This is a genomic window from Agrobacterium bohemicum (assembly GCF_001562555.1).
In the GTDB taxonomy this organism is placed as follows: domain Bacteria; phylum Pseudomonadota; class Alphaproteobacteria; order Rhizobiales; family Rhizobiaceae; genus Agrobacterium; species Agrobacterium bohemicum.
The window spans coordinates 478,759-505,130 of the sequence record NZ_KQ961024.1 but is presented as its reverse complement, the minus strand read 5'-3'; the positions used below and the strand labels follow the sequence as shown (position 1 = coordinate 505,130).

At 56.1% G+C, this 26,372-nt stretch carries 24 protein-coding genes; 9 read left to right on the top strand and 15 right to left on the bottom strand.

The window, feature by feature from the left end:
• Positions 1-32: 32 nt before the first annotated feature.
• The 5 genes from ATO67_RS05525 to ATO67_RS05505 all read right to left on the bottom strand — a co-directional run bounded on the left by ATO67_RS05525 (position 33) and on the right by ATO67_RS05505 (position 6,041).
• The gene (locus ATO67_RS05525; protein WP_067645421.1) at positions 33-1,061 is read right to left on the bottom strand and encodes an ABC transporter ATP-binding protein; all 1,029 of its coding nucleotides are present in this window, start codon (positions 1,059-1,061) and stop codon (positions 33-35) included.
• Positions 1,049-2,743 (bottom strand): ABC transporter permease, encoded by a 1,695-nt coding sequence (locus ATO67_RS05520; protein WP_067645418.1) that lies wholly within the window; start codon positions 2,741-2,743, stop codon positions 1,049-1,051. Before ATO67_RS05520 ends, ATO67_RS05525 begins: the two co-directional genes overlap by 13 nt.
• A gap of 9 nt (positions 2,744-2,752) precedes the next feature.
• Positions 2,753-3,736 carry an ABC transporter substrate-binding protein gene (locus tag ATO67_RS05515; RefSeq protein WP_067645416.1) on the bottom strand — a complete coding sequence of 328 codons (984 nt, stop codon included), beginning with the start codon at positions 3,734-3,736 and terminating at the stop codon, positions 2,753-2,755.
• 81 nt (positions 3,737-3,817) lie between these two features.
• A complete protein-coding gene (locus ATO67_RS05510) occupies positions 3,818-4,648 on the bottom strand; it encodes a PhzF family phenazine biosynthesis protein (RefSeq protein ID WP_067645414.1) in 831 nt (276 codons plus the stop codon).
• A 148-nt stretch (positions 4,649-4,796) separates the two neighbouring features.
• On the bottom strand, positions 4,797-6,041 hold the full coding sequence (locus ATO67_RS05505) for an aminotransferase-like domain-containing protein (RefSeq protein ID WP_067645412.1): 1,245 nt from the start codon (positions 6,039-6,041) through the stop codon (positions 4,797-4,799).
• A 240-nt stretch (positions 6,042-6,281) separates the two neighbouring features.
• Here ATO67_RS05505 and ATO67_RS05500 point away from each other — a divergent pair, with 240 nt between their 5' ends.
• Both ATO67_RS05500 and ATO67_RS05495 read left to right on the top strand, forming a co-directional pair.
• Positions 6,282-6,734, top strand: coding sequence for an RbsD/FucU family protein (locus tag ATO67_RS05500; RefSeq protein ID WP_067645410.1), 453 nt, complete (start codon positions 6,282-6,284; stop codon positions 6,732-6,734).
• Positions 6,735-6,881: 147 nt separating this feature from the next.
• Positions 6,882-7,595, top strand: a complete 714-nt coding sequence (locus ATO67_RS05495; protein WP_067645408.1) for a DNA helicase — start codon at positions 6,882-6,884, stop codon at positions 7,593-7,595.
• A 122-nt stretch (positions 7,596-7,717) separates the two neighbouring features.
• Here the strand turns inward: ATO67_RS05495 and ilvC are convergent, their stop codons facing one another.
• From ilvC to ATO67_RS05480, 3 genes are all read right to left on the bottom strand, one after another.
• Entirely contained in the window at positions 7,718-8,737 is a 1,020-nt protein-coding gene (gene ilvC, locus ATO67_RS05490) for a ketol-acid reductoisomerase (protein ID WP_067645407.1), read from the bottom strand.
• Positions 8,738-8,783: 46 nt separating this feature from the next.
• The gene (locus ATO67_RS05485) at positions 8,784-9,440 is read right to left on the bottom strand and encodes a TetR/AcrR family transcriptional regulator (RefSeq protein ID WP_067645640.1); all 657 of its coding nucleotides are present in this window, start codon (positions 9,438-9,440) and stop codon (positions 8,784-8,786) included.
• 156 nt (positions 9,441-9,596) lie between these two features.
• Positions 9,597-9,998, bottom strand: a complete 402-nt coding sequence (locus ATO67_RS05480) for a winged helix-turn-helix transcriptional regulator (protein WP_067645405.1) — start codon at positions 9,996-9,998, stop codon at positions 9,597-9,599.
• Between the two features lie 113 nt (positions 9,999-10,111).
• Here ATO67_RS05480 and ATO67_RS05475 point away from each other — a divergent pair, with 113 nt between their 5' ends.
• Positions 10,112-10,999, top strand: a complete 888-nt coding sequence (locus tag ATO67_RS05475; RefSeq protein ID WP_067645403.1) for an SDR family oxidoreductase — start codon at positions 10,112-10,114, stop codon at positions 10,997-10,999.
• Between the two features lie 192 nt (positions 11,000-11,191).
• On the opposite strand, the gene ATO67_RS05470 is transcribed toward ATO67_RS05475, so the two are convergent.
• Together ATO67_RS05470 and ATO67_RS05465 are read right to left on the bottom strand one after the other, a co-directional pair.
• Complete coding sequence (locus tag ATO67_RS05470) at positions 11,192-12,457, bottom strand: NAD(P)/FAD-dependent oxidoreductase (RefSeq protein ID WP_067645401.1); 1,266 nt, start codon at positions 12,455-12,457, stop codon at positions 11,192-11,194.
• A gap of 78 nt (positions 12,458-12,535) precedes the next feature.
• The gene (locus ATO67_RS05465; RefSeq protein ID WP_067645399.1) at positions 12,536-13,291 is read right to left on the bottom strand and encodes a pyridoxine 5'-phosphate synthase; all 756 of its coding nucleotides are present in this window, start codon (positions 13,289-13,291) and stop codon (positions 12,536-12,538) included.
• Positions 13,292-13,589: 298 nt separating this feature from the next.
• On the opposite strand from ATO67_RS05465, the gene ATO67_RS05460 reads away from it, so the two are divergent.
• Complete coding sequence (locus ATO67_RS05460; RefSeq protein WP_067645397.1) at positions 13,590-14,300, top strand: MerR family transcriptional regulator; 711 nt, start codon at positions 13,590-13,592, stop codon at positions 14,298-14,300.
• Between the two features lie 67 nt (positions 14,301-14,367).
• Here ATO67_RS05460 and ATO67_RS05455 read toward each other — a convergent pair whose 3' ends face one another.
• Positions 14,368-15,495 carry an ATP-dependent DNA helicase gene (locus ATO67_RS05455; RefSeq protein WP_067645395.1) on the bottom strand — a complete coding sequence of 376 codons (1,128 nt, stop codon included), beginning with the start codon at positions 15,493-15,495 and terminating at the stop codon, positions 14,368-14,370.
• A gap of 472 nt (positions 15,496-15,967) precedes the next feature.
• Here ATO67_RS05455 and ATO67_RS05450 point away from each other — a divergent pair, with 472 nt between their 5' ends.
• Positions 15,968-17,800 carry a methyl-accepting chemotaxis protein gene (locus ATO67_RS05450; RefSeq protein ID WP_425352184.1) on the top strand — a complete coding sequence of 611 codons (1,833 nt, stop codon included), beginning with the start codon at positions 15,968-15,970 and terminating at the stop codon, positions 17,798-17,800.
• Between the two features lie 156 nt (positions 17,801-17,956).
• Positions 17,957-18,802, top strand: coding sequence for an aldo/keto reductase (locus tag ATO67_RS05445; protein ID WP_067645391.1), 846 nt, complete (start codon positions 17,957-17,959; stop codon positions 18,800-18,802).
• A gap of 68 nt (positions 18,803-18,870) precedes the next feature.
• On the opposite strand, the gene ATO67_RS05440 is transcribed toward ATO67_RS05445, so the two are convergent.
• The 3 genes from ATO67_RS05440 to ATO67_RS05430 all read right to left on the bottom strand — a co-directional run bounded on the left by ATO67_RS05440 (position 18,871) and on the right by ATO67_RS05430 (position 21,651).
• Entirely contained in the window at positions 18,871-19,191 is a 321-nt protein-coding gene (locus tag ATO67_RS05440) for a hypothetical protein (protein ID WP_158667345.1), read from the bottom strand.
• Between the two features lie 73 nt (positions 19,192-19,264).
• Positions 19,265-19,837 (bottom strand): acetolactate synthase small subunit, encoded by a 573-nt coding sequence (gene ilvN, locus ATO67_RS05435; protein ID WP_067645387.1) that lies wholly within the window; start codon positions 19,835-19,837, stop codon positions 19,265-19,267.
• A gap of 20 nt (positions 19,838-19,857) precedes the next feature.
• Positions 19,858-21,651 (bottom strand): acetolactate synthase 3 large subunit, encoded by a 1,794-nt coding sequence (locus ATO67_RS05430; RefSeq protein ID WP_067645385.1) that lies wholly within the window; start codon positions 21,649-21,651, stop codon positions 19,858-19,860.
• A gap of 376 nt (positions 21,652-22,027) precedes the next feature.
• Here ATO67_RS05430 and ATO67_RS05425 point away from each other — a divergent pair, with 376 nt between their 5' ends.
• Positions 22,028-24,001, top strand: a complete 1,974-nt coding sequence (locus tag ATO67_RS05425) for a helicase HerA domain-containing protein (RefSeq protein WP_067645384.1) — start codon at positions 22,028-22,030, stop codon at positions 23,999-24,001.
• A gap of 30 nt (positions 24,002-24,031) precedes the next feature.
• On the opposite strand, the gene miaA is transcribed toward ATO67_RS05425, so the two are convergent.
• Positions 24,032-24,928 carry a tRNA (adenosine(37)-N6)-dimethylallyltransferase MiaA gene (gene miaA / locus ATO67_RS05420; protein ID WP_067645382.1) on the bottom strand — a complete coding sequence of 299 codons (897 nt, stop codon included), beginning with the start codon at positions 24,926-24,928 and terminating at the stop codon, positions 24,032-24,034.
• On the opposite strand from miaA, the gene serB reads away from it, so the two are divergent.
• Entirely contained in the window at positions 24,927-25,817 is an 891-nt protein-coding gene (serB, locus tag ATO67_RS05415; protein WP_067645380.1) for a phosphoserine phosphatase SerB, read from the top strand. The genes miaA and serB overlap by 2 nt on opposite strands.
• Complete coding sequence (locus ATO67_RS05410) at positions 25,814-26,371, top strand: GNAT family N-acetyltransferase (protein ID WP_067645378.1); 558 nt, start codon at positions 25,814-25,816, stop codon at positions 26,369-26,371. The genes serB and ATO67_RS05410 overlap by 4 nt, the downstream gene beginning before the upstream one ends.
• Position 26,372: the final 1 nt, after the last annotated feature.

Genomic DNA, 26,372 nt, shown 5'->3' with positions numbered 1-26,372 from the left:
CCAGCCTATCCGTTTCTCGCATCACGGCAAGCTTAGAGCCGCCATGCAGAGCGGATGACGACCGGAAACAAGGATCCTATCGCGGCAGGTTCGCGGGAATAGGCGCGCAACACCTGGCCATCCGGCAAAGTCAGCCGTAGCGCATAGCGTTCGCCCTCATAGAGAATGGTGGCGACGCGGCACGGAATGCCATCGGCATCGTGGATCACGTCCTGCGGACGCACCAGAATATCACCGATCGCTGACGTTGAATCAGTCTCCGTGAAAACCTGTTGCAGCTGGCTCCATTCCATTGATCTGGGTGCATTGTCCGGCAAGGACACAGAGAGAATAGCGCCCTGCCCCACCAGCCCCCCGACGAGCTTTCCTTCCGGTCGGGCGTAGAGTTCGGCGGGTGGCGCTATCTGCAACAGCTTGCCCTCGGACATGACCGCAACATCGGTTGCGAGCGCCATCGCTTCGGACTGGTCGTGGGTGACATACACCATGGTGGCACCCGACATTGCGTGGAATTCGCGGAATGTTTCCTCCATTTCCTGGCGCAAATGCCGGTCGAGATTGGCCAGCGGCTCGTCCAGCAGCACGACATCGGGTTCGGTGACAAGGCAACGGGCGAGTGCCACGCGCTGCCTTTGCCCGCCGGATAGTTCGGATGGGCGACGCTCCGCGTAGGACTCCAGCCGCACGGTGGCGAGCGCGTCTGCTACCTTGCGGCGATATCGCTCGCCGGAAATGCCGCGGACCTTCAGCGGGTAACCTGCGTTTTCGGCCACCGTCATATGCGGCCATAGCGCATAGGACTGAAACACCATTGCCATGTTACGACGCTCCGGTGGCACCATGCTGCCGGCATCCGCCAGCACGCGTTCGCCCAAAAGAATGGCGCCATCGGTCGGCTGTTCGAAACCGGCGATCATCCGCAGCACCGTCGTCTTACCGCAGCCGGATGGACCCAGCAGCGCCAGAAAGCCGCCTTCGCGAATGGTGACCGATACGTCGTCCACCGCGGGTTTTCCATCACCGAAACTCTTGGACAGGCGGTTGAGGATCAATTTCGCCATGGCACGACTCCCTTCGGCAATTTTCGCCCCAGCACTTCCAGAAGCAGCATGAGAACAACCACCATCGCCACCACGAGAACCGACAGCGCCGAAGCGAGATCGAAACTGCCGCTGTCATCGAGATTGTAGATAACCACGCCCAGCGTCTGTGTTCCCGCCGACCACAGAAGTGCCGACACCGTCAACTCGTTGCAGGCGATGAGAAACACCAGAATAACAGACGCCCCCGCAGCGGGCCCGACCAGTGGCAGAATGATATCGAACATTCGCCGCCAGAACCCGGCACCGGCCAACCGTGCAGCTTCCTCCAGCGCCGGGTCGAACTGCGTGAAAGCCGACACCATCGGTTTCAGGCTGACGGCGAAGAAGGAGGAGAAATAGGCGAGCAGAATAATCCATAACGTGCCGTAAAGCGTGACGCCCAGCAGCGGGATGGGTGCCGCAAACAGCAGCACAAAAGACACGGAGATGACCACCCCCGGAAGCGCATAGGGAATATCCACCAGCGCAGAAAGCAGGAACATGAAACGGCTCTTACCGCGCACCAGAAAATAGGCCGTCAACACTGTCACCGCAAGAAGACACAGAGATGTGGCTGTGGCAAGGAAGAGCGAATTGGCAAAGGCCGTGCGGGTGACCGCTTGCCGGAACAGGATTTCCTCATAGGCATGCAGGGTCGCTGTCTTGAGTGTCAGCGGCACCCCGTACGCAGGCGCAAGTGAACTCGAGATCAGCGCCATGAGCGGAGCCACCAGCATGAAAAAAATGCAGAGCCAAAGAGCTGTTTCTGCGAGGGTGCGCCAACGACCGAGCCGGAAAGTGGCCGCCTTTCCGGAAAGGCCGATGATGCGGTAATCGCGCCCCTTCATTGCCCGTTCCTGAATGGCAAGACCGATGACGGAGATGATGGCGATCATGCCCGAGAGCATGGCGATATCGCCGAAGGTACTGGTGCCGAAACTCGCGAAACGGCTGTAGATCAAAGTCGGCAAGGTGAATATGGATGCGGGAATACCGAGTATGGCCGGAATGCCGAAATTGCCGACGCCTGACACGAAAGAGATGGCAGCCCCAGCAATCAAGCCCGGCATGGCCAGCGGCAGAATGATGTCTTTCAGCACCTGCCAGGATGACGCGCCGGAAAGCTTGGCCGCCTCGATGCCATCCTGCGGCAAGGCCAGCAGCCCGGCGCGAAGCGACAGGTAGACCAGCGGCGCATGCTGCACGCCGAGCAGCAGCGCAATACCAGCGACCGAATAAAGCGGCTGTGGCGAACCCAGAGGCGGTGCCAAGCCGATTGCTTTCAGAAGCGTGCTGGATGGCCCCGTCATGCCGATCCATGACAACGCCGTAACCTGCGGCGGGATCATCATCGGCAGCATGAAGAGAAAACTCAACACCGACTTGGCTCTGATATCGCACAGCGTCAGCGCCAGCGCGAAACCGGTACCGATGACGAGCGAAATGACCATTCCGAAAAAGGATGTCGAAAGCGTGTTGAGCACCGCGTCCCACAATGCCGGATCGCTCAGCAGCGGCCACATGTCACCCTTCAGTGACGAGAGGATACCCGTATAGGCCAGCCGCCCCAACGGCAGGGCGCTCAGCATGAAAACCACCGAAACCACAAAGGGAAACAGCCAGCGCGGCTGACTGTTTCCACTGTTCAAAAGTACGGGCATGAATACGGATCAGCCCTTGGATTCGAAGATATCCGAGAACGTCTTGAGGTCCTTTTCCGAGTTCTTCAGCGCTTCGGGCGCATTGATCGGCAGGATTTTGATCTTGTCACGCGCGGGGAATCCTTCCGGCAGGGCAACGTCGTTACGAGCCGGGATATAACCAAGCTTGACGAAGCCTTCCTGACCCTTGGCAGACAGAACGTAATCCACGAACTTCTTGGCGGCATCGGCATGTTTCGTGTGTGCAAGAATGCCGACTGGCTCCGTTACGGCCGAAACGCCCTCTTCGGGGAACACGAACTCAACGGGTGCGCCCTTGGCTTTTTCGCGAATCGGCATGTAGTCAACGACGACGCCGTAGGCCTTCTCGCCTGAAGCAACCGACTTCAATACTGCACCGTTGCCGCCTGCGGCAATCGCACCATTGGCCTTCAGCGCCTTGTAATAATCCCAGCCGAGAGTGCCGACACCGGCCAGAGTCTGCGCATGGATGAGCGCAGCACCAGAGGTTAGCGGGCTAGGCATGGTAACGAGACCCTTTGCTTCCGGCTTTGCCAAATCCTTCCAGCTCGTCGGCTTCATCGCGGCCTGCGTGTTGTACATAATGCCGGTGGTGATGAGTTTGGTGGAATAATAATAGCCATCAGCATCATAAAGCGCCGCATCGTAATGGGCAGCTTCTGGCGATTTATAGGCCAGCAGTTGCTTGGCCTGCTTCATGCGCTCCAGCGTCACCGTATCGGCAATCAACAGAACGTCGGCGGAAGCATTGCCCGCCTCGATCTCCGCCATCAGCTTGGCCATGATCTTCGGCGTTCCGTCGCGCACCCACTCGATATCAATGCCGGGATTGGCGGCCTTGAAACCATCGACGGTTGCCTGCGCGTCCTCGTTTGGCTGGCTGGTGTAAAGCACCAGATCGGCAGCTTGGGCACCGCCCACCAGAATGCCGAGCGAAACGATGGCGGTGAAAGCCGAGAGAAGCGTTTTCATGAATGCGGTTCCTGTTGATAGGTGGCACCGCTAAAACACAAATCCATAACATGTATGTGACAGGCAGGATTTAGAAGCATGTCACAGCGTTACTGTACCCTCTATCAAGACCGTCACCGCGCCGCCGATCCAGATATCATCGCCAATCTTTTCGACACTGACGCGCCCTGCCCGGCCAAGAACCGTGCCCTGGCTTGCGACATAGGTGTGCGGTGCAAGCCCGTGGCCGATCAGCCATTGCGCAATGCCTGCATTCAGACTGCCGGTAACCGGATCTTCGTAACCATCGGTGAATGCCCGAACCTCGAAATCGGCCTCGATGTCGTTACCGCACGGCGCAACCAAGCCGACATGGAAACCTTCATAAAGCGAGCCGTAGTCTGGCTTGATGTCCAGCACGTCCTTGCGTGTCCGCAGCAGAAGCGATAGCCAGCCGGGACCGTTATCCGTCCAGTTCGCATTGACGATGGCGTCTGGTGAAAGCGCAAGTGCTGCGCCAACCTTGGCCAGCGTTTCGGCATCGACCGGGCCGGATTTGCGCAAGGGTGGTGCGGCAAATGCCAGCTTGCCATCCGACACCCTGACCCGAACCAGACCCGCTTCACATTCCTGCACCACCTCGGTCCTACCGGTGTTTTCCTGACGGGATAGCCAGACGTGACATGTGCCAAGGGTTGGATGGCCAGCAAACGGCAATTCTTTGTTCGGCGTAAATATCCGCACCCGGTAATCGGCATCCGGCGATACGGGTTTCAAAATGAACGTCGTCTCGCTTAAGTTGGTCCAATTGGCAAAAGCCGCCATCTGTTCATCCGACAGGCCATCGGCATCACAGACGACGGCAAGCGGATTTCCCTTGAGCGGTTCTGCCGAGAAGACATCGACTTGCTGAAATGCGTGCTGGCTGGTCATGAGAGAACCCTTTCTTGGGAACATGAAACATAAATTTTCGTCACCCTTAGGCTTGGCCCGAGGGTCTAATCACGTTTGATGTTGTGGTGCGTTAGACCCTAGGGACAAGCCCGAGGAAGACCTAATTATTGATCAAGAACGCTGGCATTTAAACCAGCGGCATCGTCGCATTCGACGTTGTTTCCGCACCAGCGATCAGGCGACCCAGGCGCTTGATGCCCTCATCGATCATCTGCTCATTGGCACAGGAGAAGCTGATGCGCAGCGTGTTGGCACCCGAGCCATCGGCAAAGAACGCCTTGCCGGGGACAAAGGCAACACGCTCGGTTGCCAGAGACTTGGCCAGCAGTTCTGCGCCATCCATGCCTTCCGGCAAGGTTACCCAGATGAACATACCGCCCTCGGGCCGGGCCCAACGGGCTGATTTGGGCATGTATTTTTCGAGCGCCACCAGCATCGCGTCACGGCGCGCGCTGTAGGCAGCCTTGATCTTGGCGACCTGTTTGTCGAAACCACGCGATGCGACGTGCTCGACGGCCATCTGGTTGATGGTCGAGGAATGCAGATCGGCCGCCTGCTTCATCAACACCAGCTTGCGGATGACAGGCATGGCGGCAACCACGAAACCAACGCGCAGGCCGGGCGCCAGCGTCTTGGAGAAGCTGCCGGAATAGATGGTGCGTGTCTGCTCGATACCGCCGCTGCGGGCAATATCCATCGCCAGGATCGGCGTAACCGGCTCACCATCGAACCGCAGATTCTGGTAGGCGCCATCTTCGATGACGGCGATGTCCATCTCGTCGGCCAGTTCTAGAACCCGGTTGCGGCCAGCAAGATCAACCGTCTCGCCGGTCGGGTTGGAGAAGTCTGCAGAGAGATAGGCGAACTTGACGGCACCACCGGTCTTGGCGGCATTGTCGCGGTAGGTCTGTGGCGTGCGGTTGCCGTTGGGGTTCAACTGATCATAGGTCGGCTCATAGGCATTGAAGGCCGAGAGAGCGCCGAGATAGGTCGGCCACGTTACCAGCGCCGTATCGTTTGGTGACAGGAACAGCTTGCCGAGATAATCCAGCGCCTGCTGTGAACCGGAGGTGATGAAGACGTTATCGACCGAGCAGTCGATGCCGATCTTTTCCATGTCCTTAACGATCCATTCGCGCAGCGGCTTGTAGCCTTCGCTGACGGAATATTGCAGAGCAGAATTGACCTGCGGACCTGAGAAAATATCCGCGTAAGCCTGCTTGAATTCCTGGTCGGGAAACAGTGCAGGATCAGGAATACCGCCAGCAAAGGAAATGATATCCGGCTGCTCCAGCAGTTTCAGCAATTCGCGGATTTCGGACGCCTTCATGCGCGATGAGCGCGTGGCAAAAATCTGTTCCCAATCGAGCATGGGTTCGTTTCCTCTTGTGTGTTCTTGTGCGCATAAATGTAGCGAAGACACGATAGGTCAGCAATGCTGACTTATCGTATTTTGGTACGCTTTTTTTAAAATTTACGCGCCTCCTCCATAGGTGCCTTCGCAATACATCCTCTGCGCAGAGTCTACAATCGGCATCACGATGGATTGACGGCGGCACAATTTCCGGCTCGATTGCAGACCGCTGATTTTATGCATGATGGAGGAGAAACAATGCTCAAGAATATCGATCCGGCTTTGAATGCCGATGTGCTTCACGCGCTGCGCGCCATGGGCCATGGCGACACGCTCGTCGTCACCGATACCAACTTTCCATCCGATAGCGTCGCGCAGTCGACCAATGTCGGACAGGTCCTTCGCATGGAAAACATCTCTGCCGCCCGCGCCATGAAAGCCATCCTCTCGGTTTTCCCCCTCGACACCCCCCTTCAGCCCTCCGTCGGCCGCATGGAAGTCATGGGCGCACCCGACCAGATCGAGCCGGTGCAGGCAGAAGTGCAAAAGGAAGTCGATGCTGCCGAAGGCAAGTCAGCACCGATGTACGGCATCGAACGCTTTGCGTTCTATGAGCAGGCAAAGGACGCTTACTGCGTGATCACGACCGGTGAAACGCGGTTTTATGGCTGCTTTATTTTGACGAAGGGTGTGATTGCGCCGAATCAATAGGTTCGGTAGCCTGCAACAAGGTTGATCTCGCGCCTCCCCCCTCCCTTCGGGTAAGCATCAGACATGCAGAGAGATAAAAATATCGAGCCATCTGTTCGGGCGACGCATGAGGAGGGTTTGCGTTTTAGCTTGTAATGGAGCTCTTTGATGAAACTTTCTGCGCCTATATTCCAGTTGAAACGCCGCGCTAAACTCATCTCTCGCGACAGTCGCATTCCACTCAATGAAGTTTTGGATCAGATTGCCCAAGAAGAAGGATTTCAGCGGTGGAGTATGCTATCCGCCTGCATGGCAGCTTACCCACAACCCAAAAGCCTACTAGCTAAGTTGCATAACGGCGACATGCTGCTGTTTGCGGGACGTCCAGGGCATGGGAAAACCAAATTAGGATTGCAACTTTTAATTGATTCAATCAATGACGATCGAAGGGCGGTCCTGTTCACGCTGGAATTTACGGAACAGCAGGCGATAAAACACGTCCAGTCTTTGGAAAAGAAAGCGCCCGGTATCAGCGACAGCCTTGAAATTATCACTTCTGATGAAATCAGTGCCGATTACATCATCAGTCATCTATCGGGATCAAAACCCGGAACGGTAGCTGTCATCGACTATTTGCAGGTCCTCGATCAACAAAGACATAAGCCTCCGCTTTCGGAGCAGGTTCGCGCTCTTGATGATTTTGCGAAGCAAGTCGGAGTCATATTCGGTTTCATCTCGCAGATTGACCGCTCGTTCGACGCAGATAACAAGGCGTTACCCGACATCCATGACCTTCGCCTTCCAAATCACGTCGAGCTGAGCCTTTTTACGAAAGCATGCTTTGTACATAACGGTAAAACCCAATTTCAAATGGTGGCATGATCTTTCGGATATGGCGCGATATAAGCGCAGTTTAGTCGCTTCGCGGCTTTGAAAGGTTATCTCAAACAAAAAGGCCGGAGCTTTCGCTCCGGCCTTTCGCAATTCAATCCCAGCAATGAAGCTTAGTTGACTGACTTATCAACCAGCTTGTTCTTGCCGATCCAAGGCATCATGCCGCGCAGCTTTGCGCCGACTTCTTCGATCTGATGAACGTCGTTCATGCGGCGGATACCCTTGAAGCGGGCGGCACCGGAGCGGTATTCCTGCATCCAGTCGGACGTGAACTTGCCGGTCTGGATGTCGTGCAGGACGCGCTTCATTTCAGCCTTCGTCTCGGACGTGATGATGCGCGGACCTGTGACGTATTCGCCCCATTCTGCAGTGTTGGAGATGGAGTAGTTCATGTTGGCGATACCGCCTTCATAGATCAGGTCCACGATCAGCTTAACTTCGTGCAGGCACTCGAAATAGGCCATTTCAGGCGCATAACCGCCTTCGACCAGCGTTTCGAAACCGGCACGGATCAGTTCAACGAGACCGCCGCACAGAACGACCTGTTCGCCGAAGAGGTCGGTTTCGCACTCTTCGCGGAAGTTGGTTTCGATGATTCCAGAGCGACCACCACCAACGCCACAGGCGTAGGAAAGAGCAACCTCAAGAGCATTGCCGGAAGCGTTCTGGTGAACGGCAACGAGGCAAGGCACGCCGCCGCCCTTCTGGTATTCGCCGCGAACCGTGTGGCCTGGACCCTTTGGTGCGATCATGATGACGTCGAGCGAAGCCTTCGGCTCAATGAGGCCGAAGTGAACGTTGAGACCGTGTGCGAAAGCAATCGCTGCGCCGTCACGAATGTTGTCGGCGATTTCTGCCTTGTAGATGTCGGCCTGAAGTTCGTCAGGCGTTGCCATCATCAAAAGATCACCCCACTTGGCAGCTTCGGCAACGGTCATGACCTTGAAGCCATCGGCTTCTGCCTTCTTGATGGTGCCGGAACCGGCCTTCAAGGCAATAACAACGTTAGTCGAGCCGCTGTCCTTCAGGTTCAGCGCATGGGCGCGACCCTGCGAGCCGTAACCGACGATGACGACATTCTTAGCCTTGATGAGATTGAGATCGGCATCACGATCGTAATAAACGCGCATTTGGATAGTCCTTCCTGTGCTAAATCAAGTTGTTGCGACCGAAAATTCAGGCGACCTTTGCGCCAATTTCCGAATGTACTTTCTCCGTGCCGTAGAGCGCCAGAAAGGCCGAAACGGCCTTGCGCGCCCGCGCCGAGAAATCCTTTGCCTGCTGCGCTTCACCAAGCAGCATGCGCACATGCAGGTCGGAAACGATCAGGCCATAAAAGCTGCGATAGGCGTCTTCGAGATCATCGAAGCGCAGATAACCGGAACGACGACCGGCCTCAATCAGGCCGCGTGCGCGCTTGTCGATCTGGCGGCGACCGCGCTCCAGAAGCAGGTTCCCCAGCTTCGAGCCATCCCGGCTGGCCTGGCCGATCGCAAGCCGGTTCAATGCCAGCGAGACATCGCCAGCGAGAACGTCGAGCAGATCATGGGCGAAAACTTCAAGGTGGTCGGTGAGCTGTGCCGCAGAAACACGGTCGCCTGCCTTTTCGAAGGTGCGAACCTTGCTCTGCTGAAAGGTGATCATCGCGGCCAGCAGACCGTCACGGTCGCCGAACCACTTATAGAGGCTTTCCTTGGAACAGTTGGCGGCACGAGCGAGTCCAGATGTGGTCAGCGCTTTTTCCCCGCCCTCGACCAGAAGACGCAAAGCCTGTTCCAGAACAGCGTTCTGACGCGGCGAAAATTCCTGCGCTGTGATCGGATCGGTCCCCACCTTGCCCACTCCACCTGAAACGTTATGTACCGTACGGTACGGTTCGAAGGTTGTTTAAGGGGAGCTTTGATTGGGGTCAAGCAATTTTTGAAGGAAAATTACGAATTGACGCGCCGCAACATCAGCAAAGGGTTGCTTCCGGCGCGTGGGAGAAGCTCACACTTCGAAGCGCTGGCGCGCATCCTTTACCGCGTCGTGGTTTTCCAGCGCCCAGTTGATCACTTCTGACAACGGGCGGTAAAGCGAGCGACCGAGCGGTGTCATGCTGTATTCAACGCTTGGCGGTTTGGTGGAAAAAACCTCGCGGTGAATATAGCCGTCGCGCTGAAGATCACGCAGCGTTTGAGTGAGCATACGCTGGGAAATATCCGGCACCATGCGGCGCAGTTCGCCGAATCGGTAGGGCCGTTCAGCTAACGCTTGCAGCAGCAAAGTGGACCACTTGCCGCCGATGTGGTTGAGCAGGTCACGCACCGGGCAGTTTGCAAAATCCAGATTGGCGAAATCGGGCGTCGGGGCCAAAGCTGCTGGCTTCAATCTGGATACAGTCGCTGTCATGGTGGTTCCCTTTTGGTAACGTAGAGCGGTAAAAATGCCTTCTTTACAGATCGCGGTCAATTCCTATTCTATCCCTACTCTCTTTTTGAGACTATTGAAAAAGGAACTATACGATGAACAAGCTTCTCGTAACCGGCGCCTCCGGCAACCTTGGGCAGGCTATCATCCACCACTTGCTGGAAACCTATAAAGTGCCCGCATCGAACATTGTGGCCGCCAGCCGCGATGCGTCGAAACTCTCAAGCCTTGGCTCCAAGGGTGTTGAATTGCGCAATGCCGATTTCGATGATGCTGCATCGCTGGACGCGGCCTTCACCGGCATCGACACGGTACTGATCATCTCCACGGATGCCCTGGCCGTCCCAGGCCAGCGCCTGACCCAGCACAAGGCAGCTGTCGCCGTAGCGGCAAAAGCCGGTGTAAAGCACATCGCCTATACGTCCATGCCGAACCCGGACAAGTCGCTCGTCACCTTCGCACCTGACCATCTGGGCACTGAAGAAGCGGTCAAGGCCAGCGGCCTGCCCTACACCATTATCCGCAATGCCTGGTATAACGATAACTACCTGCATGGCATGCCGCACAATCTGCAGGGCGGTCAGTGGTTTACGGCTATGGGCGAAGGCAAGGTTTCCAACGTGTCGCGTGATGACTGCGCCCGCGCAGCAGCCGCAGTGCTGGCCAAAGGTCAGCCGGAAAACAAGACCTACACCATCACCGGACCACAGTCGCTGAACGCCGACGAGATCGCCGCAATCATCTCCCAAGCCACCGGAAAACCTTTGGCTGTCGTGAAGGTATCTCCTGCCGATTTACAGAAGGGCATAGAGGGCGCTGGTCTTCCCGGCTTCGTGGCAGAAATGCTGGCATCCGCCGACGCAAACATCGCCGCCGGAAATTTCGATCTCGTGACAGCTGATTACGAAACGCTGACGGGCGAGAAGTCACAGACGACCGAGGCGTTCTTCAAGGTGCACAAGGCGGCACTTCTTTCGGCTTGAGGTAGCTACAAGGGCTTGGGAATACCATTCCCCTTTGAAGACACACGCCACTGCGCCACACAACGTCATCTTTGGGCTTGACCCGAGGATCCAACGAACCATGACGTTGACCGTGGATAGACCCTCGGGTCAAGCCCGAGGGTGACAGGGGTTGGGTGCAACGTCATGCCTCCCAGGGAGACAGCGTTATGCTCACGCCTCATCCTTCAACGTCTCTTTCTGCGTTATCAACCGCGCGCTGTGCTGGCCGCTGAGATAGATCCACAGCCAGCTCCACGCCACGGCAAGACGCGAGCGGGTTCCGATCAGGAAGTAGATGTGGGCCAGACCCCATATCCACCATGCCAGAACACCCGTCAGCTTGATCTTGCCGAAATCGGCAACTGCTGCACTCTTGCCTATGGTCGCGAGATTGCCCTGATGGCGGTAGTGGAATGCGGGCTGTTCAGTCTTTCCAGCAAGACGTGACTTGATGACCTCAGCCACATAGGCGCCCTGCTGTTTCGCAGCCGGTGCGACACCCGGCACCGGCTTGCCATTGTCCTGCATGACGGATGCAGTGTCTCCGATGACGAAGATGTCGGGATCGCTCGGAATGTTCAGTTGCGGACCAACGTCCGCACGCCCTGCCCTGTCCGATGGCGTATCCAGCCATTTCGCGGCAGGCGATGCCTGAACACCGGCTGCCCAGATGATGGTACGGGCGGGTGTGAAGTCGTCGCCGATCTTGACGCCCTCTTCCGTGCAGTCGGAAACGGGAGTTCCCAGCAGCACCTCGACGCCCAGCTTTTCAAGTGCCTTTTTGCTGTAGGCCGACAGTTCCTCGGTAAAGGCAGGCAGAACCCTTGGCCCTGCCTCCACAAGCATGACCCGCGTCTTGCGCGTATCGACATTGCGAAACTCTGGAGGTAACACTTTGTGTGCCAGATCTGCGATCATTCCGGCCATCTCGACGCCGGTCGCGCCAGCACCGATGACCACGAAGGTCAAATTCGCCTGTTTTTCCTCTTCCGTCGAGGCAAGCTCGGCGCGTTCAAAAGCCAGCAACAGACGGCGGCGAATGGTCGTTGCGTCCTCAAGAGTTTTCAGGCCCGGCGCATGTTTTTCCCAGGCGTCATTGCCGAAATAGGCATGGCGTGCGCCGGTGGCCAGCACCAGCGTATCGAAGGGTACCGTCTCGCCGGATGTCAGAATGACCTTGCGGTTTTGCCGGTCTATGCCGCCGACCTCCGAAAGCAGCGTCGTGACTTCCCGCCGATCCCGGTAAAGCCGCCGGATCGGCCAGGCGATTTCGGATGTCGCCAGTGCTGTCGTCGCTACTTGGTAAAGCAGCGGCTGGAACAGGTGGTGGTTGCGACGATCGATCAAGGTGATGCGGACATTCGCACCCTTCAACCCATGAACGACTTGCAGTCCGCCGAAGCCTCCCCCAACAACGACAACGTGATGCTCCTGCATAAAATCTGCCCTTCTAAAACAAAAATATCCGCGCAGTATGGTGCGCGGATACAATATAAATCCAAAAATTGACGATAGTTATGAAATCGCCTGACCACAGGCGTTGCAAAAACGCCGTACCGTTTCTGCCATTCCATATTCCAGCGCATCTGCGGTCAGCCCATGACCGATGGAAACCTCCGCCAGCTCGGGAATACGCTTGACCAGCGCTGGCAAGTTGGCAACGGTCAGATCGTGACCTGCATTGACCTGCAACCCGAAAGCCTTTGCATGATCAGCGGTTGTCCCAAGCTTTTCGATCCAGATTTTCGCCTGTTCGGGATTGTCGTAACAGCCGCCATAGGGCCCGGTGTAAAGCTCGATGCGCGCCGCGCGCGTTTCCGCTGCTAGCCGAACCGCCTCTTCATCCCCATCACCATCGGCAAACAATGACACCCGCATGCCTCCAGACGTCAACCGCGCCACCGTCTCTTTAAGGAAAGCGGCGTGCTTTCGAAAATCCCAGCCATGGTCGGATGTGGCCTGCGCAGGATCATCCGGTACCAGCGTCACCTGCTCCGGCTGTGTTTCCTCGCACAACAACAGAAAGTCTTCGGTCGGATAGCCCTCGATGTTGAACTCAGCTTGCGGGAACTCGTCATCGATGAGCGCGCGCAGCACGGGCAAGTCGGAAAAACGAATGTGGCGCTGATCCGGACGGGGATGAACCGTCAATCCACTGGCGCCAGCGCCGAGCGCAAGGCGACCGAAATGCGCGACATCCGGCCATGGAAGATCGCGACGATTGCGCAGCATCGCGACAGCATTGAGATTAACGGAGAGCTTGGCTGGCATGGTGATAATCGCTTGTTTTCAACATCAGAAGGCCTTGTTTCCCCTACTATGGCGCATGCCGCAAGCGTCCCCACCAAAATAATCATAAAATTTTGGAACCAAATTCCGGCGGTTGCATTTTACGCGCGTTGGGTATTGGGGATTAATTATGTCGAGTGATTATTTTTATTTAGAAACAAATCTGAAATTGCACCCCAATCTCGATGGGGGAATCGACGAACTCGTTCAAGAGGAACTCCCAGTGCGACGCTCCATTCCCGGCAGAGCGCGCAATGACGTCCGCTGGAGGGCAAAGCCGATGCGCGATGCAGAAGAATCGAAGACATCACTTTATCAGGATGTTGCGACCACAAAACGCAAGGGTTTTCTGCCGGACATCCCACAACCATCCTATATGCCACCAGAACCTGTTGGCATTGCCGACATGGCCAGCATGTTCGGCGTAACACACCGCACACTTCATTTTTACGAAGAAAAAGAGATCATTTCGTCCCGCCGCGCCGGCTTGATGCGAATCTATTCGCATCATGATGTGCGCCGCATGGCAGTCGTCAATTTCTGCCGCGAGATCGGCATCCCGGTCGCGACCATCCAGGACATCATGCAGAAACTGGCCGATGCACCTAGCCAGGCTGAGGCGGATGCAATTTTCCAGAATGTGCTGAACGCTCGCAAAAGCGAACTGGCTGGGGAGATATCGTCCGTACGCCGTCAAATTCAGCAGATCAGCGATGTTCTTGTGACCGACGATAGCGGCTCCGAAGCCGACACACTCACCGGCGGCGACGTCCAGCTGGACACGCTGGAGCGCAAATGCCTCGAGCTGATGGCAGAAGGCTATGCCCCTGTCCGGCTGGCGAGAACACTCGGCATTTCCGGCGATGAGCTTCAGAAGCTGGAGGCGCGGGTGATGCAAAAAGTCAGCGCAAACAATCGTTTTCAGGCCGTTGCCAAAGCATTTATGCTGGGCGTGATCAGCTCCGACCGGCAACCAGCCGAGCAAGAGTGAAACGGTTTCCAAAGGACACATAAGAGCGCTCGACGCAGATTGTAAAATCGCGTCGGGCGTTTTTCGTTCAGCGTACGATCGTCAGTGTTTCAGCCGCGCGGGTAATCGCGGTGTAGAGCCAGCGCTCTCGCGAATCACGAAATGCAAAGCTCTCGTCAAACAGCACGACGTTGTTCCATTGCGAACCCTGGGCCTTATGCACCGTCAGCGCATAGCCATAATCGAACTCGTCGTAACGCTTGCGTGTCGTCCACGGTATTTCGGTTTCCGTTTCCTCGAACGCGGCCTTCAACAGTTTGATCTTTGCTGCGCCGCGATCCATATCGTCGTCTTCAGGACGGATCATCAGATTGATGCCTGGTTTGACGGTTTCACGCGACGAACTCATCACTTGCCATAAAGAGCCGTTCAGCAGCCCTTTGGCGGGATCGTTGCGAAGACACACCAGCTTGTCACCGGACTGCGGATAATCGGCAACGAAACCCTTCAATTCGCGAAGACGCTGATTGTAACGGCGGCGCGTGCGATTGGTACCGACCAGCACCTGGTCTGCATCGAGAACCAGCCCCTGCGTCACTTCATTCTTGGAGATAACCTGAGCGGAACCGTAGTCGCCGCGCATGATTTCCTTACCCTCACGCACATCCATGGCAAGCTGGATGATAGGGTTGTCTTTTGCCTGACGGTGAATTTCCGACAGCAAAAAATCGGGTTCCTGATCCGTAAAGAAGCCACCGCCAGAAACGGGCGGAAGTTGCCCGGGATCACCCAGTACGAGGATCGGTGTGCTGAAGCTCATCAAATCACGACCGAGCTGCTCATCCACCATCGAACATTCGTCGATGATGATGAGCGCTGCCTTGGCAAGCGGGCTCTGACGGTTGATGGAAAACATCGGTGCAATGGATGTTTTGCCGGTTTCCTCGTTCTCAACGGCCTCTTCGCCACGCGGACGGTAAATCAACGAATGGATGGTGCGGGCATTCGTCGCCCCGCGTGAGCGCAAAACCTGCGCAGCCTTGCCTGTGAAGGCCGCAAACAGAACCTCACCGTCGACATTTTCAGCGAAATGCTTGGCCAGCGTCGTTTTGCCCGTGCCTGCATAACCAAACAGGCGGAAAACCGGCGTGCGGCCTTCTTTCAGCCAGCGCGAAACAGCCTTCAGGGCTTCATCCTGTTGTGGTGAAAATTGCATGCGTTCTCTTCGCAGGATTCGAGCGTGAAGTGCAACTGAAAAAGAACGAAAGAAGAATAAAGGTGCGGTTGCTAAAGTTAGAAAGCACCCGAGAAGTGCTGGATAACATCAACTCACAGGTCTTTTAGTCATGGATAATTATCATTTATCAATATTCGAATATTAACTAACAATAAATTGATCTCCAATATTCTCCCATTTTGTACGGGTAAGATATTAGGGATATTCGACCGTACCATGACACGACCAGAACGACACGACGGCTTTCCCAAAGAAAACCCCGAAAACAAAAATAAAGTTGTTCGGAGCAACGCCATGCTCACCCACAATGCAATAACTTACACTAAGGGGCCGGGAAAATATGTTCTCTTTCAAGAACCTTTCCACCAAATCGAAAGTCGTATCTGGTACATCAGCGCCAGTACTGCTTGCAATTGCGATAGGTGCAATTGCCCTTACTAGCATTTCTTCCATGATTTCAAGCAATGGCTGGGTCGACCATACCAACAAGGTGCTGCGGGCAACGGATTCCATCACCGCATCTGCGGTGGACATGGAAACCGGCATGCGCGGCTTTATCATTACTGGCAAACAGGATTTCCTTGCTCCCTATCGTCAAGGCGAAGAAGCTATCTATCAAAAGATCAAAGACGTAAAAGCGATGGTCAGCGACAATCCTACGCAGGTTGGTCGTCTGGATAAAATCGAAAAGGCTATGAGCGACTGGCAGAAAAACTTCTCCGAGCCGCAAATCAAGGCGCGTGGCGCCATAGCCGACACCGTTTCGATTGCCGAATTGAACCAGCAGCTGGATGCCTCGCAGGGCAAGACTTACTTTGATGGCCTGCGTGGTCTCATCAAAGACCTTCAGGCCGACGAAAATGCACTGCTGGTCAAACGTGCCGCAGCAAACGAAGCTGCCATCTCGTCTTCCATCACGATGATATGGGGCAGCCTTGCCGGTGCAATCGTTATCGCGCTCGTTGCGGGCTTGATGATCGGTTCGGGAATTTCACGGCCATTGCTGGCCATGACGTACGCCATGAAGCGTCTGGCTAGCGGCGAAACAAATCTGGACGTTCCTGGCGTTGGTCGCAAGGACGAAATCGGGCAGATGGCCGAAACCGTTCAGGTCTTCAAGGACAACGCCATCGCCAAAATCCAGATGGAACGCGAAGCAGACGCCAATCGCTCGATGAGCGAAAAAGACCGCCAGGAACGTGAAGCCCAAAAGGCACAGGACGCGTCCGAGATTCAGTTCGCAGTCGATGAATTGGCGAAAGGTCTTGGCCAGCTTTCAGACGGCAATGTCGCTCATCGCATCAATACACCTTTCGTGGCTCATCTTGACAGGCTCAGAAGCGACTTCAACAACTCCGTTGGCAAGCTCAATGAGGCGCTGGTTTCCGTGGGCAAGAATGCGCGCGGTATCGACGCCGGCGCCAACGAAATCCGTTCTGCCGCCGACGATCTCTCAAAGCGGACCGAACAGCAGGCTGCATCCGTCGAGGAAACGGCGGCAGCACTGGAGCAGATTTCGACAACCGTCCGCGATTCGGCCAAGCGCGCAGAAGAAGTCGGCAGTCTCGTTACCAAGACCCGTCTCAGCGCAGAAAACTCTGGCCTGGTCGTTCGTGATGCCGTTATTGCCATGCAACAGATCGAAAAGTCTTCAAGTGAGATTTCGAACATCATCGGCGTCATTGACGAAATTGCATTCCAGACCAACCTTCTGGCACTGAATGCGGGTGTTGAAGCGGCACGCGCTGGTGAGGCAGGCAAGGGCTTCGCGGTTGTTGCGCAGGAAGTGCGTGAACTGGCACAGCGTTCCGCAAAGGCCGCCAAGGAAATCAAGACACTGATCGTCACTTCCGGCGAACAGGTGAGATCGGGCGTTCAGCTTGTTGGCAACACGGGCAAGGCACTGGAAGAGATCGTTTCCGAAGTGCAGCACATCAATCAGCACGTAAACGCCATCGTGGAATCTGCGCGCGAACAGTCGGTCGGCATTCAGGAAATCAACTCCGCCGTCAACACCATGGACCAGGGCACCCAGCAGAATGCCGCCATGGTCGAACAGTCGACAGCGGCAAGCCATAGCCTCGCAAAGGAAGCTGCGGCCCTGAACCATCTGATTACGCAGTTCAACCTCGGCGACGGCTCTTCCTCGCGACCAGTCCAACTCGCATCGGCCTCATCGGCCCCCGCCCCCTCGCCAACACGCCAGTTGATGCGAAAGGTGGCAGGAGCTTTCGGCGGCGGTTCGGCAGCGGCAGCAACCAACGCATCCTGGGAAGAATTTTGATCTTTTCCAGAACTCCAACCAAGCCCAGGGTAAACCCTGGGCTTTTTTCATGCCCTGTTCGTGCCAACGGCCTGATTGAACATACCCATAAGTTTTGATGGATCGACCCGCCCGCTCACTGGTTTAAGATGCACCTCATCAAAACGGAGCGACCATATGTTCGACGATATTCCAACCGTCACCCTCCCCTCCGGTCTCAGCATTCCGTCACTTGGGATTGGGACGTGGAATATGGGTGAGCAGCCCAACGAAGAAACCGCCGAGATCGCCAGCATCCGCAAGGCAATCGAGCTTGGAATGACGGTGGTCGATACGGCGGAAATGTATGCGGATGGCAGGTCGGAAAACGTCGTCGGCAAAGCCATCGCTGATATACGCGAGCAAGTGTTTCTCGTCAGTAAAGTCTACCCATTCAATGCCAGCGCGCAAGGCACCATCGACGCCTGCGAGCGTAGCCTGAAGCGTATCGGAACAGACCGCCTCGACCTCTACCTGCTGCACTGGCGGGGCTCGCACCCACTGGAGGAAACCGTCAGTGCCTTCGAAAAGTTGAAAGCGGACGGCAAAATCACCAACTGGGGCGTCTCCAATTTCGATACCGACGATATGGAAGAACTGTTCTCCTTTACAGACGGCAAGAACTGCGCGGTCAATCAGGTGCTTTACAATCTGTCCAGACGCGGCCCTGAATATGATCTTCTGCCCTGGTGCCAAAGCCACGGCGTTCCCCTGATGGCCTACTCTCCAATTGAGCAAGGGCGGCTCGTCAAAAACCATGAACTCATCCGTATCGCAAAAGCCTATCAAGCGACGCCCGCGCAGGTCGCCCTGGCCTTTCTGCTGGATCGTGACGGTGTGATAGCGATACCGAAAAGCGCAAGCCCGGAACGCGTCACCGAAAATCGAGGTGCAACCGATCTGGATATTAGCGATGAGGACTGGGCGGCACTGGATGCAGCATTTCCGCCGCCGGCACAGAAGGTGCCGTTGGAGATGCTGTAAGGATTTTATGGGCTTGGCGTGTTTTATGGATTCAAGATAACAACCACCTGAATCAGCTTGGAGCAGACTTACCGAGTTTGGTAAAACGGCTTCAAGACGCAATAGACCGGAAACGAGATCACCATCAAAACCACGCTGGCCTCATGGGAGGATGCCGCGTCCGCCCATTTATCCACAAGCGAATGGCTACCCAAAAGACCAATCCCAATAAGCGCGGCACCGCCGCAAACCAGTGTACCTATGATGGCAAGAGCCCACCATTGCAGGAAAATCGAACCGTTATATGCGAGATAGAGCGTGAACGCAGATCCAGCCAGCATCAAAAGGCCGATGGTCACGAGGTAGCTACGGCAATACAGCGCCCACGTCTGTTGTGATTTTCGTCTCAAAGCATTTCTCTGGATATACCAAGACGCCCGCAGCAAGAACTGCGGGCATTTCTATTCGGACAAACTTGTAAAATCACATTCCCTGCGGACCACGGTTCATGGCCGCAATACCAGTCCGGCAAATCTCGATAAGGCCCAATGGCTTGATGATCGAGATGAACTGGTCGATCTTCGAAGACTTGCCGGTGATTTCGAAAATGAAATGCTCCACTGTCGCATCGACCACTTTTGCCTGAAACGCATCGGCAAGCCGCAACGCTTCGGCGCGGTCTTCGCCAGAACCGGCGACCTTGATCAGCGCGACTTCACGCTCGATCGGGCGCTCCTGTCCCATGTCACGGGCGCGGACTGTCAGATCGACAACCGTGTGAACCGGAACGATACGCTCCAGCTGCGCCTTGATCTGCTCCAGCACGCCCGGCGTGCCGCGCGTGACGATGGTAATGCGCGACAGATGCGCTTCGTGTTCTGTTTCCGAAACGGTCAGGCTTTCGATGTTGTAACCGCGACCGGAAAACAGGCCGATGACGCGGGCGAGAACGCCCGGCTCATTGGCGACAAGAACAGAGAGCGTATGATTTTCAACGGTTTCCGTTTCCTTCTGAATGAAGTAGGCCGAACCGGTAGGCTGTAGGTGTGCGTTCATATCCGTGTTCCCTCTCCCGATCAGACTAGCTGACGGCCCTTTGCATCGATGGCGTTGGCAACGGCTTCGTCGGTTGCTTCATCCGGCAACAGCATCTCGTTATGGGCCTTACCCGATGGGATCATCGGGAAGCAGTTGGCGAGATTGGCCACGCGGCAGTCGAAGATAACAGGCTTGTCCACTGCAATCATCTCGGCAATCTTGTCGTCCAGTTCGCGAGGGTCATCGCAATACATGCCAACGCCTCCATAGGCTTCCGCCAGCTTGACAAAATCGGGCATGGCTTCCGTGTAGGAGTTGGACAGGCGGTTGCCATGCAGCAACTGCTGCCACTGGCGCACCATGCCCATATACTGATTGTTCAGGATGAAAATCTTGACAGGCAGGCTGTACTGGATGGCGCAGGACATTTCCTGAATGCACATCTGAATAGACGCATCACCGGCGATATCGATAACCAGAGCTTCCGGGTGCGCAACCTGAACGCCGATGGCGGCAGGCAGGCCATAACCCATGGTGCCGAGACCGCCGGATGTCATCCAGTGGTTCGGTTCTTCGAAGCCGAAGAACTGTGCAGCCCACATCTGGTGCTGACCGACTTCCGTGGTGATGTATGTATCGCGGCCCTTCGATGCTTCATACAGACGCTGGATGGCGTATTGAGGCATGATGACATCTTTGGAATTCTTGTAGGCGAAAGACTTACGCGCACGCCAGCGGGTGATCTCCGCATTCCACTCTTCCGTCTGCGCCTTCGGGGGCTTAGCTGGCAAGGCCCGCCACAAACGAACCATATCTTCCAGAACACGCCCAACATCCCCAACGATTGGAATGTCGACGCGTACGTTCTTGTTGATCGAGGATGGATCGATATCGATGTGGATTTTCTTGGAGTTCGGCGCGAAGGCATTCAAACGCCCGGTGATACGGTCGTCGAAACGTGCGCCGACACAGACCATGACGTCACAATCATGCATCGCCATGTTGGCTTCGTAGGAACCATGCATTCCCAGCATTCCCAGCCATCTTTCACCCGACGCTGGGTAGCAACCGAGACCCATCAGGGTAGACGTGATCGGGAAGCCAGTCAGTTCAACCAGTTCACGCAGCAGCCGCGTGGCTTCCGGGCCGGAATTGATCACACCACCGCCGGTGTAAAGGATCGGGCGTCGAGCCTTCGACATCAGCTCGATGGCGGCATGAATGGCGTTCAGATCGCCCTGAACCTTCGGCTTGTAGCTCTTCTGCTGAATATCGGCTGAAGGTGGCGTGTAGGTACCTGTTGCGAACTGAATGTCCTTGGGAACATCAACAACAACAGGCCCCGGACGGCCGGTCTGGGCAATGCGGAAGGCTTCGTGGATGATGCCAGCGAGTTCATTGACGTCCTTGACCAGCCAGTTGTGCTTGGTGCAGGGACGCGTGATGCCAACCGTATCGCACTCCTGAAACGCATCGGAACCGATCAACGATGTGGGAACCTGGCCGGAAATGCACACCAGCGGGATCGAGTCCATCAAGGCGTCCTGCAAAGGCGTAACGGCATTGGTGGCACCGGGGCCGGATGTGACCAGCATAACGCCGACCTTGCCGGTGGAACGGGCGTAACCTTCAGCGGCGTGGCCTGCACCCTGTTCATGACGAACGAGAATGTGCTGGATATCGTCCTGCTGGAAAATCTCGTCATAGATCGGAAGAACCGCACCACCGGGATAGCCGAAAATATGCTCGACGCCGTTATCCTTCAGGGCTCGCAGAACGATTTCCGCGCCCGTCATGGTGTTGCTGTTGTCCGTAGTGTCCTTATCCGTCATTGCCTGTTCCATCCCGATTTGGCTTTGGATATCGTCGGGCCATATGACCCGTGTGAAGACATAAAAAAAGGCCCCTTGAGGAGCCTCGTTCAGCGCATGGGTGCTTTCGCCGGATGGTTACACCATCCTGCCCATGCGCCGTCCCACCACGATAAGTACATTAAGATTTTTCATGGGCCGGAGTGTTAGACACAAAACCGATATCCGTCAACGCATTCTACGCAAAAAAATCCGCATTCATTCCATTTATTGCTTATCGAGCGCTTTGGACGAAATTAAAATACGCTCCAATGACACCAGTTGTTAAACGCAATCGTCTAGGATTTCTCGGAAATAACCGGGAAAAAGCCGGCATGACCTATGACAGGGGCGAGACGTGTTCAACGACGACCTTCGCAGATCTGCAAAAGCAGGCGAACAAGAACGCCGTGACGAGTTGACGGCAGCAAACCGCCTGCTTGGCCACGTCATTTCCTGCACCGGTTCCCGCGCCACGATTTCCGCCACGACCGAGCCCGGGAAGACAGACCTTGCGGAACTGTGGTCGGTTGGTCGCCTGATCTCCATCGACCTTGGCGAAACCCGTGTCGCAGCCTTGAGCTACGCCATGAAAACCGGCCAGATCGAGTGGTCTGACACGCGCAGCAACACGCTATTGATCGATGTCGAACTGCTGGGCGAGATATACCGCACACCTGACGGTGGCGAGCGTTTTTCGACCGGCATTTCCCGCTACCCCTATCTCGGCGCAGTCGCTCACCGTATTCGCTCGGCAGACCTGATGCGCATTTACGATAATGCAGGCGAAGGCACCTCCGTCGTCGGCCACCTGACGCAGGATGACAGTATCGACGCGACGATCAGCATTCCGCAAATGCTATCCAAACATTTCGCCGTGCTGGGCTCCACGGGCGTCGGCAAGTCCACAGCCGTTGCACTGCTGTTGAACAAAGCTATTGAAAAAGACCCCAAGCTGCGGGTGCTGATTCTGGACCCACACAATGAGTATGCAGCCGCATTTCCGATGACATCGGTTGTCATCGACACCGAAACGCTGGACCTGCCCTTCTGGCTGATGAAGCTCGAAGAATTCACCGAAGTGCTTTATCGCGGTCGCAAAGCGGTAGTCGAAGAACTTGATGTACTGCGCGACCTGATACCGGAAGCAAAACGCGCTTTTCGCGGAGCGGACAATTCCGTGATGCGCAGAGCATCGGAAAAATCCTCGCTGACATCGGATACGCCCATCCCGTATCGTATTGCTGACCTTCTGGCCTTGATCGATGACCGCATCGGTCGTCTCGAGGGACGTGATGAAAAGCCAGCGTTGCGCAACCTGAAGATACGCATCATGGCCGCCATCAATGATCCGCGCTATCACTTCATGTTCTCCAACAGCACGATCAGCGATACGATCATGGAAACGGTGGCGCATATCTTCCGCGTTCCCGGTGATGGCAAACCGATTTCCGTCTTCCAGCTTGCAGGAATTCCGTCGGAAGTGGTGAATTCGGTGGCCTCCGTTCTCTGCCGCATGGCATTCGAGCTGGCGCTGTGGAGCCAAGGTGCAATCCATACGCTGGTTGTCTGCGAAGAAGCGCACCGTTACGTCCCCGCTGATCCCGAACTCGGCTTTTTCCCCACGCGCCAAGCCATCGCCCGCATCGCCAAGGAAGGCCGAAAATACGGCGTATCGCTCGGCATCATCACCCAGCGTCCGGGAGAACTGGACCAGACCATCCTGTCGCAATGTTCCACCGTGTTCGCCATGCGGCTATCCAACGAAAACGATCAGGAAATCATCCGGTCGGCCATACCGAACTCGTCCGTCTCCACCACCAGCTTTCTCTCGTCCATTGGCAATGGTGAGGCTATTGCCTTCGGTGAAGCGATCAGCGTTCCCATGCGTATCCGCTTCAACCGGGTGCCGTCGCATATTCTTCCCAAGGCAAACGGCATCGCTCCGTCTGTGGTGGAAGACACACCAGACACCGTGGATCTTCGCTCCATCGTCAAGCGCATGCGCGCTGTCACTGGCCCCGATATCTCGGGCTTCCGCCAGAGCTACGAGGCAAAAATCGCCCAGGACGCCGATGAGGAAGAGTTCGCCAGTTGGAAGCAGGAGTTTAGCAGCAGCAACGGCAGCGAACCCTACCGCCCGGAAATGCTGCCTCGAAGCTCCGTATTTTCCGCAAAGGCGCAGATGCCAAGTCTGGCAGTTGGCACTGCACCAGTACGAGAGGCTGTTCAGGGTGTCCCCGCGCGGTCAACGACTGGCGAGGAGCCGAGGTCTTCGCTCAAAGAGAGTTTACTGAAAAAGCCACTGGGGAGTTTGTACCGGAAGGATTGAGGCAGCCGCCGCCCCTGTATCTCTGTGTTCTTACGGCGCCACTCTCTCCCAATCCGCCCCCATCTGGTTGCGAAACCATGTCATCTGCCGCTTGGCATATTGGCGCGTTGCCGCCGCGGCCTTTTCTATGACCTCGGCCTCGCTCATGCGCCCCGCCAACATCTCGGCAATCTGCGAAACACCGATGGCTTTCATGACAGTGGCATCATGGGAAAGGCCTTGGGATAAAAGCGCGCGTACCTCTTCCACAGCACCGCTTTGCATCATCCCGGCAAAACGCCTGTTGATGCGGCCATGCAAGATGGTCCTATCTGGCAGCACCACCATTTTCCGTGCCCGCGCTGGATCGATGATGACCGGCCCGCTTGCACTTTGAAACATGCGAATGGATTTTCCGGTGGATTCCAACACTTCCAGAGCGCGTACGATTCTCTGGCCATCGCTGGGTTTCAAGCTGGAAGCCGTCTGCGCATCACGTGTCGACAGTTCATCGTAAAGCCCTGTCGGCCCCTCTTCGAGTAACCGTGTTCGGTAGCTCTCGCGGATTGCGGGTGGGATCGTCGGAATATCCGAAAGGCCGCCGGTCAGCGCCTTGAAATACAGACCTGTGCCGCCAACGATGATCGGGAAACGACCCTCGCCACGCAGTTTTTGGAGAAGCGCCGTTATCTCGCGGAGCCACTCCCCCGTAGAGTAGGGCCTTGCTGCCGCGACATGTCCATAAAGATGGTGAGGCACGTCACCCATTTCGTCTGCGGAGGGTCGCGCCGTCAGCACCTGCAAAGTGTCATACACCTGCATGCTATCGGCGTTGATGACGACACCATTTTTCTCCTGCGCCAGGCCAAGCGCAAGCGCAGACTTGCCGCTTGCCGTCGGGCCGGTTATCAGGAACGCATCAAATTCGTCAGCAAGGTTTTTCATCATGGCTCTGGTTGCCACGCTTATCGCCAATCCGTCAAATCCTGTTCTGAATTCCACAATTGCCGAAAGTGCCGCAAAGGCGCTGGACGCTTCCGGCCTCTACTGGCTGGCGGATGGAGTTGCCTGTGATCTGGTGCTGCGCGATGGCACTGATCTGGCGGCTGCAGAACGCGTGCTGCGGATGGCAATCGTTGACAGACCCATCGACATCGCCATTCAGGATCAGGACAAGCGCCGCAAGAAAATCCTGATCGCCGACATGGATTCGACCATGATCGGCCAGGAATGCATCGATGAACTGGCCGCCGAAGTGGGGCTGAAAGATCAGGTTTCCACCATCACCGCCCGCGCCATGAACGGCGAGATCGCTTTCGAACCAGCACTGCGGGAGCGCGTCGCGCTGCTGAAAGGCCTGCCGATTTCGGTCGTGGACGACGTCATTGAAAAGCGCATCACGCTCACCCCTGGTGGCATGGAACTGATTGCCACGATGAAGGCAAAGGGCCACTACACGGCGCTGGTATCAGGTGGGTTCACAGTCTTTACCAGCCGCATCGCGGCAACCCTCGGCTTTGATGAAAACCGCGCAAATATATTAGGTGAAAAAGACGGGCTTCTGGACGGAACCGTGGCCGAACCTATTCTCGGCAAGCAGGCAAAAGTCGATGCCCTCAACGACATTGCCGCTAAGCTGGGCATATCACCTGACGACGCCATAGCCGTGGGTGATGGCGCCAACGACCTTGGCATGCTGCACCTGGCTGGGTCAGGCGTTGCAATCCACGCCAAGCCTGCCGTCGCAGCAGAAGCAAAAATCCGCATTGAACACGGTGACTTGACGGCGCTTCTTTATCTTCAGGGTTATCGCAAGGCCGATTTCGTTACCCCATGATATTACGCGGAACACCAAGGCTGATCCTGCGGGAGTGGCGAAAAACAGACCGAGATCTTTTCCGGGAAATCAACGCCGATCCGAAAGTGATGGAGTTTTTTCCCACGATACGCAGCCATGCCGAATCCGATGCTGCACTGGAGCATATCAACGACATGATCCGCATCACCGGCTTCGGCTTCTATGCTCTGGAACTGCGTGAAGCCTCTGAACCTATAGGTTTCTGCGGTGTTGCACCGGTCACTATGGAAGGCATATTCCCGCCTGGAACGATGGAAATCGGCTGGCGGTTGGCCACGCGTTTCTGGGGCCATGGCTACGTGACGGAAGCTGCAAAATCGATGTTATCAATGGCATTCGATGAGAAGAAAACCCCGGAAATTGTCTCCTTCGCGGTCCGTGACAACCTGCGGTCAGTCGCAGTCATGAAACGGATCGGCCTCATCCGCGATCCATCCCGCGATTTCGACCATCCGCGTGTGCCGGAAACCCAGCCGCACCTCAAGTCACATGTGACATACGCTCTGACGCTGGAGAGATGGCTGGGAAAGTGAT